Annotated in this window: 12 protein-coding genes; all 12 read right to left on the bottom strand. The window is 53.9% G+C overall.

Annotated elements, in window-relative coordinates:
• Nucleotides 1-108: 108 nt before the first annotated feature.
• The 12 genes from C7E10_RS07950 to C7E10_RS07895 all read right to left on the bottom strand — a co-directional run bounded on the left by C7E10_RS07950 (nt 109) and on the right by C7E10_RS07895 (nt 12,440).
• Nucleotides 109-1,026 (bottom strand): LysR family transcriptional regulator, encoded by a 918-nt coding sequence (locus C7E10_RS07950; RefSeq protein WP_105326790.1) that lies wholly within the window; start codon nt 1,024-1,026, stop codon nt 109-111.
• Between the two features lie 60 nt (nt 1,027-1,086).
• Nucleotides 1,087-2,346 (bottom strand): ABC transporter permease, encoded by a 1,260-nt coding sequence (locus C7E10_RS07945; protein WP_105326789.1) that lies wholly within the window; start codon nt 2,344-2,346, stop codon nt 1,087-1,089.
• Complete coding sequence (locus C7E10_RS07940; protein WP_105326788.1) at nt 2,343-3,002, bottom strand: ABC transporter ATP-binding protein; 660 nt, start codon at nt 3,000-3,002, stop codon at nt 2,343-2,345. Before C7E10_RS07940 ends, C7E10_RS07945 begins: the two co-directional genes overlap by 4 nt.
• Nucleotides 3,003-3,065: 63 nt before the next feature.
• A complete protein-coding gene (locus C7E10_RS07935) occupies nt 3,066-3,500 on the bottom strand; it encodes a hypothetical protein (RefSeq protein ID WP_105326787.1) in 435 nt (144 codons plus the stop codon).
• Nucleotide 3,501: 1 nt separating this feature from the next.
• Nucleotides 3,502-5,367, bottom strand: coding sequence for an alkaline phosphatase (locus C7E10_RS07930; protein ID WP_199614409.1), 1,866 nt, complete (start codon nt 5,365-5,367; stop codon nt 3,502-3,504).
• 227 nt (nt 5,368-5,594) lie between these two features.
• Nucleotides 5,595-6,263 carry a phosphate signaling complex protein PhoU gene (gene phoU, locus C7E10_RS07925; RefSeq protein ID WP_231085779.1) on the bottom strand — a complete coding sequence of 223 codons (669 nt, stop codon included), beginning with the start codon at nt 6,261-6,263 and terminating at the stop codon, nt 5,595-5,597.
• Between the two features lie 10 nt (nt 6,264-6,273).
• Nucleotides 6,274-7,059, bottom strand: coding sequence for a phosphate ABC transporter ATP-binding protein PstB (gene pstB / locus C7E10_RS07920; RefSeq protein WP_105326785.1), 786 nt, complete (start codon nt 7,057-7,059; stop codon nt 6,274-6,276).
• On the bottom strand, nt 7,052-7,924 hold the full coding sequence (gene pstA / locus C7E10_RS07915) for a phosphate ABC transporter permease PstA (protein WP_105326784.1): 873 nt from the start codon (nt 7,922-7,924) through the stop codon (nt 7,052-7,054). The genes pstB and pstA overlap by 8 nt, the downstream gene beginning before the upstream one ends.
• Nucleotides 7,925-7,926: 2 nt before the next feature.
• The gene (gene pstC, locus C7E10_RS07910) at nt 7,927-8,859 is read right to left on the bottom strand and encodes a phosphate ABC transporter permease subunit PstC (RefSeq protein WP_105326783.1); all 933 of its coding nucleotides are present in this window, start codon (nt 8,857-8,859) and stop codon (nt 7,927-7,929) included.
• Nucleotides 8,852-9,757 carry a phosphate ABC transporter substrate-binding protein gene (locus C7E10_RS07905; RefSeq protein ID WP_105326782.1) on the bottom strand — a complete coding sequence of 302 codons (906 nt, stop codon included), beginning with the start codon at nt 9,755-9,757 and terminating at the stop codon, nt 8,852-8,854. The genes pstC and C7E10_RS07905 overlap by 8 nt, the downstream gene beginning before the upstream one ends.
• Before the next feature lie 218 nt (nt 9,758-9,975).
• Nucleotides 9,976-11,181 carry a carboxynorspermidine decarboxylase gene (gene nspC / locus C7E10_RS07900; protein WP_105326781.1) on the bottom strand — a complete coding sequence of 402 codons (1,206 nt, stop codon included), beginning with the start codon at nt 11,179-11,181 and terminating at the stop codon, nt 9,976-9,978.
• Entirely contained in the window at nt 11,181-12,440 is a 1,260-nt protein-coding gene (locus tag C7E10_RS07895) for a saccharopine dehydrogenase family protein (RefSeq protein WP_105326780.1), read from the bottom strand. Before C7E10_RS07895 ends, nspC begins: the two co-directional genes overlap by 1 nt.
• Between the last annotated feature and the right edge of the window lie 16 nt (nt 12,441-12,456).

Below are 12,456 nucleotides of genomic sequence, written 5' to 3'. Positions count from 1 at the left end.
GGCCATAACACAAAGGCATATTGTCCCGACGATTCAACAGGAGCATACAGCTGTATGCTCCTGTTTTTTGCTGTTTTTTTGTTTTTCCAGCACTGCCGCCGGCCTGGGTCAGTGCCGGCCCTGGTACCCGGCAATATACCGTTCCAGGGCTTCCACGTAGTAGCGGCCCAGCCGGCTGAGCCGGCTCTGCTTATGGGTCAAAAGGCCAATGTGCATATTGCCCTCCTCCCGCAGGGGTACGGCAATAATGCTTTTCCCGTTCAGGTCCTGGTCGATGACCCCGCTGCATACGGTATAGCCATTGAGCCCAATCAACAGGTTGAACAGGGTAGCCCGGTCGGTTACCCGGATATTTTTGGACCGGATGACCGTGCTGAAAATTTCTTCCGAGAAATAAAATGCATTGTGTTCCCCCTGGATATAGGATAAATAGGGGTAGGGGGCCAGCTCCTCCATGGTAACTGACTTGCGGTCCGCCAAAGGATGGGAAGCATTCAGAAACACATGGGGGCGGGCCACAAACAATTCCTGGAACACCAGGTCGTTGGCCTTAAAAATTTTTTGCAGCACAGCCTTGTTGAAATCGTTGTAGTAGAGAATCCCGATTTCGCTGCGCAGGTGGGCCACATCATCGATAATGGTATAGGTCTGGGTTTCCTGGAGACTAAAATCGTAGGTATCTCCCCCGTACTCCTTGATCAGGTCCACAAACGCATTGACGGCAAAAGAATAGTGCTGGGTGGACACGGTAAATTCCTGCTTGCCCCCCACCTGCTTCTTGTACCGGGATTCCAAAAGGGAGGCCTGCTCCAGCACCTGCCGGGCATACCCCAGGAAGATTTCCCCTTCCCGGGACAAATGGACCCCCTTGTTGGTCCGTTCAAAAATCTGGATATTCATTTCCCGCTCCAGCTCCCGGACGGTCTTCGTCAGACTGGGCTGGGTAATATATAGTTTTTTGGCGGCCCCGCTGAAGGTTCCTGCCTCCGCAATGGCCACAATGTAGCGTAATTGCTGCAGTGTCATTTTTCCGCCTGCTTTCTCTAAGGTGTGTATGATTATAACATGGTCCGACTGTTCAGTCACCTACAAATACGGGGTAATATCCCGTTTCCGCAAAAGCCACAGGGGAATCACCCCGCCCAGGGTACCGACGGCAATCAGCAGCACCGGCGCCAAAACGCCCTGCCATAGCGGCAGCTGGGTCATCTGGATGGCGGATTGGGTATCCACCGCCCAGCCGGCCAAAAGGCTTCCGCCCCAGCCCAGCAGCCAGCCGGCCCCGGCCCCTGCGCAAAGCAGCAGGAACTGCTCCGCCAAAAGGAGCTTCATTACCTGGGTAAGGGGAGCACCCAGGGCCTGGAAGACGGCCCATTCCTCCATCCGGGAGGTGCCGTCCCAATACAGGGCCAAAAGGGTCACCAGGACCGCTGCCAAAAGCATACCTCCGGACAGGACCACCCAGAAGTGGCGGCTCTGCCCCACCATGGCGTACAGGGCTACCAGGTTCTGGGCTGGGAAAATCATTTGAGAAGGACTCTGCCGTCTGTTCTGGTACTGGCTCAGCAGCTGAAGGGCCTGCCCGTAGCCCACCGGACGCACCAAAATGGCCGTTACATCCCCCTTGGCTTCGCTCTGGTGCCCGGCTTGAACTTCATGCTCTTCATGCTCTTCATGCTCTTCGTGTTCACTTTCCGCCGTTTCCCCGTTGTGCTGGTGCTCATGTTCTTCCCACACATCCCCAAGAGGAATCAGGATTACACTGTCGTAGGGCCCTCCCACCTTTTTCAGGATGCCCACCACCTTAAAGGGATGGTGATGCTCGTGGCCCTTCAGGGCAAAGCCATGTACCGAGTTGAAGCTATCCCCGATTTTCAGGCCCGTAAGCCGGGCGGTCTCCGCCCCCAGCACGGCTTCGCCCGGGCCGGCAAAAACCCGGCCTTCCTGGGGCTGCAGCCAAGGCGTCCGGGACCCTGGATCTGCGTAGGAGAACATCTCCTGCTCTACCCCGCAAATCCGAAATCCCCGGTAGCTGTCCCCGAAAGCCAGGGGCAGCACCTGGGCTGCCTTGCCGCTTTCCCGGAGCCGGTCCACTTCACTGTAGGGAATATTGCCGATGGGCCGGTCCTTCAAAAACACCGTATTGAATACCAGCTGATAGGGGGAGCCTTTGGCCCCCACCAAAATGGGAAAAGGTGCTGTAGCCCGGTTCAGGCCTTCATATAGGCCCCCTGCCAGCTGGATGACAAAAACCGGAAGGGCACAGGCTACGGCGGTTAAAAGAATCAGCAGCCCATAGCGCAGGGGCCGCCGCCACAAAGACAGAAAAGCCAATTTCCAGGTCATCGTACCGCCTCCTTATGCAGCTCCAGTTTCTTATGAAACCGGTTTTGCACCGTCTGGTCATGGCTGGCACAAAGCAGCATACAGCCAGACTCGTTTTGGTATACCAAAAGCAGTTCCAGCAGCCGCTGACTGTTGGCGGCATCCAGACTGGCTGTTGGTTCATCGGCCAGAAGCAGTTTGGGCCGGCGGATCATGGCCCGAACAAAAGCAGCCCGCTGCCGTTCCCCGCCGCTCAGTTGTTCCGGTCTGCGGCTCCCATACCCGGAAAGCCCTACCTGGGAAAGACGTTTTTCCACTTCCTGACTGTCCACGTTTCTTCCTGCCAGAGAAGCAGATAATTTGATGTTTTCTTCAATGGTGAGAAAAGGCAGGAGCTTTGCTTCCTGAAATACATACCCCAAATTTTGGGCCCGCCATTTGGCCCGTTCCTGATCCGATAGCTGCCCCAGTTTTACCCCATCGATGGTAATTTCCCCTTGGGTTGGCGTCAGAATACCGGCCAAACAATGAAACAGCGTAGATTTGCCGCTGCCCGAAGGACCAGTTACCGCACAGGCTTCCCCCGTTCTCAGCTGGAAGGAGGGCAAGGTCACTCCCCGGACCACCTGCCCATCACCGTCCTTGTAATCACAAATTAGGTTCTGGATTTCAATCATTTGTTCTCCTTTTTACCCGGACAAAAAGCGGAGCTGCTGCAAAAGCTGCAGCAGCTCCGTTTTTTAGTCCTCGCTTACTGAATCTGCATCGATTCTCAGCTGGCTCACAAACCCTGTTTCTTCATCGACTGCACTGCCCAGTTCCAAGGTCCCCGTTACGGTAATGGGGGCATCGTAAGGAAGTGCCGTTACCGGTGAAGACAATTTCACCACCACAATGTCGTTGGGCCAATCTGCATCACTGGAGCAGAACGGACAGACCGACATGGGAACAGCGGTCAGGACAAAGAAACGGATGGTCGGGGTCAGCGGCGGTGCCATGTACCCTGTCATGGTCACAGTAGATCCCTCCAGGGACCGGGTTTTCTCTGAAAAAGCCAAGCCCTCCGAAGAATAGCCGCTGTACAATTCATCGAAAGCTAAGTCTGCTGCCAGTGCCGGCACCGCAAAAGCGAATACCAGACACAGGCAGAGCAGGCCTTTTCTCAGCCACTTCATCTTATTTCTTCACCTTGCTGTAATCCACTTTAGTTTGGTTGGCATCAATGCCCAGGGCGCGCAGCATGCCAAAGAATACTTCGGTATTATCCATGGTACCCTTGAAGTATTCGGAACCGGGGCCGCCGGCGTTCAGCAGGATGTCATCTGCACTATGGCATTCCTGGGGATCGTCCTTAGGCGTATTGGCCGGCATCAGCTGTACAGGGTCTCCCTGATGAATACGGGCCGGGTTGGCCTTGGAGCTGCTGGTGGTCACTTGATGGAATTCCACTTTGTCGCCGATGGTGCTTTGTTCCTGTTTGGTTTCCGTTACGGACAGGGCCGGCGGGGTGGGTTTCTTCATAAAGTGGTAGTTGGAGTAGTATTCAGGATGGTTGGCGTACTGCACAGCCAAGGTAACATCCGGATCCGGATTATCCGGGAACCCATCCTTATCCTTGTCTTCGAAGGTGGGGAATACGGAGTTCTGGTATACCCGAACGGCTTCCGTGCCCTTCTTGCCATCGTGTTCATGGTAGGTACCGCTGATGGAAACCCCATGGGCATGGTCAGCCAGCACGATAATCAGGGTATCGTTGCCGTGTTCCTTGTTCCATTTTTCCGCATATTCGATGGCTTTATCGAATTCAATGGTATCGTAGGCGGCTCTCTGCCAATCCATGACGTGGAGCTGCTTATCGATGGAAGCCCCTTCAATCATGGCAAAGAAACCGTTGGGGTTCTTGGACAAGATGTCCAGGGACTTTTTGGTCATATCCATCAGATTGGGCTGGTCCGTGAAGCCCTTCAGTACAGAAGGATCCTTCAACATTTCCCGGTCCAGGTACACATTCATGGTGCTGGTATGGTACAGGCCCAGCAGGGGCTTGTCGCTGGGAGCATTTTTCATCTCCGTGGCAGTACCGGCAAAGGTGTAGCCCAAATCTTTAAAGTCTTGAATAATGTTGTCCTGGTCCTTCCGTTTGGAGCCGGGGGTGGACTGGGGCAGGTAACGGGAAGAACCGCCGCCCATGATGACGTCAGGACGATGGTAGGCGTCCAGGTAGCTCTTGGCCAGGAAGTCCTGGTTGGCACGCCGGCGGGTATGGCCAATCATGGCAGCCGGCGTAGCATCGGTGGATTCTGCCTGGGTGATGATGCCCACGGACATTCCACGGGTCCGTTTCACGATTTCGGAGATATTTTCCACCTTGGGATCATCAAAGGGATCCTTGGTGGAATCTTCGTAAACGCCCATAGCGTTGACTACGGATTTATGGCCGGTGGCATAAGCGGAAGCGGAGTTGGCGCTGTCGGTTACCAGGGAGTCATAGCCGCTGGTGGTAATAATGGCATTGTGGTCCAGTTTTTCCATGGCCAGCAGGTCATTGTACTTGCCGTTGGTCATGCCCTTGGACAGGATTCTGGCGATTTCCCGCGCTTGCAGGGACATACCATCACCCACGAACAGGATAACGTTTTTGGCCCGTTTGGGAGCCTTTTCGTTCACCACGGTATAACCGGCGGAGGAAACACTGTTGCCCAGGCTGTCCTGTGCCGTTACCTTAATGGCATAGGTACCAGTTTTGGGGAAAGAAACCTGATTGGCCCGGTAAGAGGTGACACCGTTGCCCAGGTCCTTCTTTTCCAGGGACTTGCCAAAGAACTTGTCTGCAGGCTGGCCATTGACCGTAACTGCCACATTCTTCAGCTGATCCGCTTGGGATACTTCCACATCAAAATCAAATTTGGCACCTGCCCAAAACTTGGCAGTGTCCACAGGCAGAATCCGGATCTGCGCCGCATCTGCCGGCATTTGGAAGCCCATGAGAGAGCCCCCTGCAATCACGGTGAGAATCGCCCGCTGCAGCCATTTGTTCTTCATAAACCATACCTCCTGAACTTGAGCGCCCTTCCAGGGAAGGGCGTAAGCGTTCTGTTTGATTTTTTCTACGGGAATAGCATACAAAAACTTTGTCATATTAAAATCAAGAGTATGTATAATTTGTGTCAAATTTGACCAAATTTATCGTATTCACAGGCTTTCCATATCTTTTGCCACATAACAAAAAACCGGGTGAGCCCATGCCCACTCGGTTTCTTATTGATTCCTTAATCCTTATCCGGACGGTCCCCTTTTAACAGGTTCCGTTTCTGGTATACGACCCAGTTGCCAATATTGGTGCCATGGTCCGCAGTCCGTTCCATGTACTTGAGGATCAGCACGTAGTCCACATAGGAGGCCACCAGATCGGGATTTTCCCGGATCAGGTCCATCATCACAGGCAACAGACGTTCAAAGTCCGCATCCACCACATCATCCTGGTCCCCAATATACTGGGCTTTTTCATCGTCTCCCTGGAGATAGCAGCGGAAACTTTCCTCCAGCAGGGACTGCATGTCGGCGTACATTTCGGCAAAGCCTTCGGGTGGCTTTACCTTGGGATTCCGTTCCAAAATGCGCACCGTATAGGTAGCAATATCGGAGCAGTGGTCCGCAATCCGCTCCAATTCGCTGAGTACCCGGAAAGTACCCACCAAATTCCGCCAATCATTGGCCACCGGGGATTGCAGCACCTGGATGGTCAAATCATGCCGCATAATGGTGCGGATCATATCATCAAATTTTCCGTCCCCATCCCGTACCTGCCGGGCCAGGTCAATATCCTGGGTAAACAGGGCACGGCGGGTATTGTTCAAAGCTTCTTCCAAAGCATCGATCAGCACCCGGACACTTTCCATAATTTCGTTTAAAGACCGTACGTATGCGTCTCTCATCATGACCCCTTTCTCAGCCGAACCGGCCCGTAATATAGGACTCTGTTCTGGGTTCGCTGGGATTCGTAAATAGCGTTTCCGTGTCGTTGAATTCCACCAGTTCTCCCAAGAAGAAGAAACCGGTTTTGTCAGAAATACGACTGGCTTGCTGCATATTATGCGTCACAATAACGATCGTATAGTCTTTTTTCAACTCCAAGGCCAAATCTTCGATTTTCTGGGTGGAAATAGGATCCAGGGCAGAAGTTGGTTCGTCCATTAAGATTACGGACGGCTGGGCTGCCAAAGTACGGGCAATGCACAATCTCTGCTGCTGCCCGCCGGACAGACCCAGGGCACTTTTGTCCAGGCGGTCCTTCAGTTCATCCCAAATGGCAGCCTGCCGCAGGCTGCGTTCCACAATCTCCGCCAGCTGGGCTTTGTTGTTGATACCCTGCACCCGAGGCCCGTAGGCCACGTTGTCAAAAATGCTTTTGGGGAACGGGGAAGGCTGCTGGAATACCATACCCACCCGGTAACGCAGGGCCAGGGGATCCACTTCCTTAAAGATATCCTTGCCTTCAAACAAGATGGTACCTTCCACCCGGCAGCCGGAAACCCAGTCGTTCATCCGATTCAGGGTTTTCAGCAGGGTGGATTTGCCGCAGCCGGAAGGCCCAATCAGGGCCGTAATCTCATTTTTCTTTACTTGCATATTGATATCTTTCAGAGCCTGGTGAGCGCCGTAGTACAAATCCAGGTGCTGGATATCAAAAATCAGGTCAGCAGCAGAAGCTGCTGGCTTCTGGTTATCAGTCATTGGTGACACCCTCCATCTTCTTTTCCAGGCGCCAGCTGACATACCGGGCCAGAACATTAAATACAACAACTGCAGTCATCAGAATGGCGGAAGTTACCCCGGCAATCTGAGCCGCATCCGGGCTTAAAGCTTCCGTTCTCATAACCCACACATGGAGGGCCAGGGTTTCCCCAGGACGGAAGGGGTTCAAGGGGCAGGTACTGGAAGCCAGGTCCCAGTTGCTCCAATCAATATCCGTAGACATCCCTGCGGTAAACATCAGGGCGGCTGCTTCCCCGAAGCCACGGCCAGCAGCCAGAATCAGCCCGGTCATAATCCGGGGCAGACAGGCTGGCAGCAGCACGTTCCAAATGGTCTGCCATTTGGAAGCCCCTAAACCCAAGCTGCCCAGAGTATATTCCGGTGGCAGATCCCGCAAAGCGTTCTCTGTTACGGAAGTCATCAGGGGCAGGGTCAAGATGGATACGGACAGGGCGCCCGCCATCAGGTTCCACTGGGAACCGGTCATCACAATAAAAACCAGGTAGCCGAACAAACCGACCACAATGGAAGGCAGGGAAGACAGGGTTTCCACCGCCATTCTTACCCAGTTGGTCAAACGGCCTTCCTGGGCGTATTCTGACAGGTAAACCCCGGCGGGAATCCCCCAGAGGGCACTGAAAACCAGGGCCAGGAATACCAGGTACAGGGTGTTGAAGAACATATCCTGAATGCTGTGGAGAATCCGCAGGTTTACAAAGGAAACGCCCTGGCCTACCACAAACAGGATAAAGGCAAACAGCAGCAGGGAGGCTCCCACCGCACCGGCCGTAAAGATGCCGCTCATAATCCGGTTCATCATTTTCTTGCGTGCTAAACCGTTCATGCTTAGGCCTCCTTTGCCGGGCTGGAACCCAGCCGCATATTATGGATCATAAAGATTAACAGGAAGGACAGCAGGAACAAGAGCAGTGCCAGCGCCCACAGGGCTGCACTGTATTCGCCGCCCTCCATGGCCCCGCCCATGTCGTTGGCAATCACCGTGGTCATAGTGCTGGCCGGCATAAACAGGGAGGTGGGGAAACGCTTCATCTGGCCGATTACCATGGCCACTGCCAGAGCTTCACCCAAAGCCCGGGCCATACCCAGTACAATACCGGTAAAAATGCCTCTGTGGGCCGCCGGCAGAATTACCTGCCGAATGGTTTCCCACCGGGTAGCCCCCAAGCCATAGGAAGCGTCCCGCCAGGTTTTAGGCACTGCCAGCATGGCATCTGCGGCCATGGTGGTGATTACCGGGAAAATCATGACGGCCAGTACCAGAGAAGCCGCCAGTACGGAAAAGCCAAAGGGCATGGGGAAAATCTGCCGCAGGAAGGGTACTAGTACGGTAAGGCCGATCCAGCCGTAGATAACGGAAGGAATACCGGTAAACAGTTCCACAATGGGGCGCAGGAAGCGCTGTTGGGCAGGCGTTGCCATTTCCGACATATAGATGGCCGCCGTCAGGCTCACCGGCAGGGCAAACACCAGGGACAGGAGGCAGGTCACCAGGGAGCCGGCAATAAACATGGCCGCCCCTACCTGTCCGCCCCCTTCCATGCTGTCGCTGGGACTCCAAACAGGAGAAAACAGGAATTCAAACACGCTATGGTGAAATTCCCAAAAGGTACCGCTTCCCTTCACAAGAAGGAAAGCGGCCATCAGGAAAGGCAGGAGAGCCGCCCCGATCCCACAGGCCACAATGAAGGCCTGGGAGATCTTTTCCTGACGGTGCACCTGTATTAAGTTGTTGCTTTGTACTGCTTTTTCATTATTCATGAGCTGTGTCTTTAACTTGCATCTTGCTGCTGACTCCATAACCCAGTTCCTCGATTCTCTTGCCGTAGTCAGCAGACAGCATGTAGTCGATGAAAGCTTTCACTGCTGCTTTCGGGCTCTTGTTGGTGTAAACGTGTTCATAACCCCATACATTGTACTTGCCGCTGTAGGTGTTTTCCAGGGTAGGAGCTACGTTGTTGATGGCGATGGTGCCAACCGTATCATTCTTGGTCAGGTAAGGCAGGGCTACATAGCCGATGGCGCCTTTGTTCTGGGCTACGCTTTGCAGCAGCAGACCGGAGTTATCGGTTTCCAGGGATTTGTTGGAAGCTTCTTCAGCACCGTTGATAGCGTATTTGGCAAACAGAGCGCGGGTACCGCTGGTCTTAGGACGGGTTACCAGGGTAATGGGTTCATCCGGGCCGCCTACTTCTTTCCAGTTGGTTACTTTAGCCGTGAAGATGTCGGCCAGCTGCTGATTGGTCAAGCTCTTTACCGTAGCAGCAATGTCCTTGTTCACGATGGTAGCTACCGTCATGACGCAGATCTTATGGTCTTCCAGTTTGTCAGCTTGTTCCTTGGTCAGTTTGGTGTTAGCCGGCACATCGGAGTTCCCCATATCTACGGAACCTTCAGAAACCTGTTTCAGGCCCATACCGGAACCACCTGCGTTCAAGCTGATGCTTACGTCCGGATTCTTTTTCTTGAAGGCTTCTGCAGCATCTTTTACCAGAGGCAGCAGGGCGGAAGAACCAGAACCCGTAATGTTCCCCTTTACGGCAGCCGGTTTGCTGTCGGTAGCAGCATTGTTGCTGGAGCCGCAGCCCATTGCACCAATCACAATACCCAATGCCATTGCGGTTACTGCCAATTTTTTCCATTTGCTTTTCAAATTCATCTTTTCATCGCTCCCTTGAATATCTAGTTTTCACTCTTATAAACAATTTCGGTATGCCTATAAGATATCAGGACAATGTAAAAACTAAAGACAAGGAATTGTAAAGAATTGTAAAATCTGAACAAATTGCGTCCGGAAAAATTCAAGACCCGCAGACTGCCTGGATTGGGGCAAAAAAAGAAGCACCTGCCGCAGCACGGTGCTTCTCACAATAAATATTACAATCTCATCTTAAAATCGGCGTAGCCAAAATGCTTCAGATTCTCCACGCTCCCGTTTTCCCGGAGCACGTTGATATCCGGCAGGGGCATGCCGTTAAAGGTATTGTTCTTGCAGGTGGTGTAGATGGCCATATCCCCAAAAAGCAGCAGGTCGCCTACCTGCAAAGGCCCGTCAAAGCTATAGTCCCCCACCACATCTCCGGACAGGCAGGTTGCACTGCCCAGCCGCCAGGTTTCCGCTTTTTCCCCTGCCTTGCCGGCCCCGTACAAAGGCGGCTGGTAGGGCATTTCCAGTACATCCGGCATATGGCAGGCGGCACTGGAATCCAAAATAGCCAGCTTCACGCCACTGTTTTCCAGTACGTCCAACACCCGAGTGGCCAGGTAGCCGGCGTTCAGGGCACAGGCTTCCCCCGGTTCCAGATACACTTGGACCTGCCACTTGTCCTGGGCATAGCGGATGCATTTTTCCAGCTGCTCCACATGGTAGCCGGGCCGGGTAATATGATGGCCCCCGCCCATATTCAGCCACTTCAGCCGGGGCAGCACAAAGCCAAATTTCTCATCTACCGCTTGCAGGGTCTTTTCCAGGTCATCGGCATCCTGTTCGCACAGGGTATGGAAATGGAGCCCGTCCAAAAGGTCCACCAGGTCCGGGGTCATCCACTTCTGCCACTGTTCCAGGGTGGTGCCCAGCCGGCTGCCGGGAGCGCAGGGATCATAAATGGCATGGCCCTCCTGGGTAGAACATTCCGGATTGATCCGCAGCCCTACACTTTTGCCGGCAGCTTTGGCCCGAGGGCCAAAGGCTGCCAGCTGCCGGGGAGAATTGAACACCAGATGGTCCGCATAGCGAAGCATTTCTTCCAGCTGGTCCTCCCGGTAAGCGCCGCAAAATACATGGACTTCCTTGCCCGGCATTTCTTCCGCCCCCAGCCGGGCCTCGTAAAGACCGCTGGCTTCCGTGCCGGCCAGGTACGGGGCCAGCACCGGGTACAGGGCATAGTCGGAGAACGCTTTCTGGGCCAGCAGCACCCGGACCCCCGTACGTTGGGCCAAGCCGGCCAAAATCTCCCCATTATGGCGGAGAGCTGCCTCGTCCAGGATATAACAGGGAGTTATCAGATTCCCAAACATTTTTTCTGGGGAGTTTCCCCTTAGGCCGGCGAAAGCTGGCCGATTTTCTTTTTCCTTTGGTTCCATTATTTTACCAGTACCGGATTGTGGTTTTCCTGTTTGGGCAGGCCGTATTGGTCCAGGGCTGCCAGGAACGGATCCGGATCCATTTCTTCAACCGTATGCACGCCCGGTTTGATCCATTTGCCGGTGAGCATCATGAGAGCGCCGCACATAGCCGGTACACCGGTGGTGTAGCTGATGGCCTGGCTGCCCACTTCTTTGTAGCATTCCTGATGGTCACAGACATTGTAGATGTAGTAGGTTTTTTCCTTGCCGTCTTTCTTGCCGGTGAAAATGCAGCCGATGTTGGTCTTGCCGTGGGTACGGGGACCCAGGCTGGCAGGATCCGGCAGCAGGGCTTTCAGGAATTTGATGGGGACAATTTCGTGGCCTTCAAATTCCACCGGGGTGGTGGACAGCATGCCCACGTCTTCCAGACAGCGCATATGGTCCAGATAGCTCTGGCCGAAGGTCATAAAGAAGCGAATCCGCTTCACTTCCGGAATGTTTACCGCCAGGCTTTCGATTTCCTCGTGGTGGAGCAGGTACATATCCTTTTCCCCTACCTGGTCAAAATTATATTCCCGTTTGATGCTCATGGCCGGGATTTCCACCCAGTGGCCATTTTCCCAGTAGCTGCCAGGAGCAGAAACTTCCCGCAGGTTTACTTCCGGGTTGAAGTTGGTGGCGAAGGCATAGCCGTGGTCGCCGCCGTTGCAGTCCAGGATATCGATGGTATCGATGGTATCGAATTCATGTTTTTTGGCATAGGCACAGTAAGCCTGGGTAACCCCCGGGTCAAAGCCGCAGCCCAAAAGCGCCGTCAGGCCAGCCTTGGCAAATTTTTCCTTGTAGGCCCACTGCCAGCTGTAGTCGAAGTAGGCGGAGAAGCCTTCTTCCTTGCAGCGTTTTTCGTAAATGGCCCGCCATTTGGGGTCATCGGTATTTTCCGGCTCATAGTTGGCCGTATCCATATAGTTCACGCCGCAGGCCAGGCAGGCATCCATAATGGTCAGATCCTGATAGGGCAGGGCAATGTTCATGACCAGCTCCGGCTTGTAGCTGTTGATCAGGTCAATCACCTGCTGTACATCGTCCGCATCTACCTGGGCGGTGGTCACTTTCGTCTTGGTTTTGCCTGCCAGTTTGGCAGCCAGAGCATCGCATTTGGCCTTGGTCCGGCTGGCAATGCACAGTTCCGTAAATACCTCATCCAGCTGGCAGCATTTTTGAATGGCTACCGAAGCCACACCCCCGCAGCCAATTACCAGTACTCTACTCATAGTTCAAGCTCCTTTC

This window comes from Acidaminococcus hominis (genome assembly GCF_900291475.1).
Lineage (GTDB): Bacteria > Bacillota > Negativicutes > Acidaminococcales > Acidaminococcaceae > Acidaminococcus > Acidaminococcus hominis.
The sequence above is the reverse complement of the archived record's forward strand: the minus strand, read 5'-3'. Positions and strand labels throughout refer to the sequence as shown.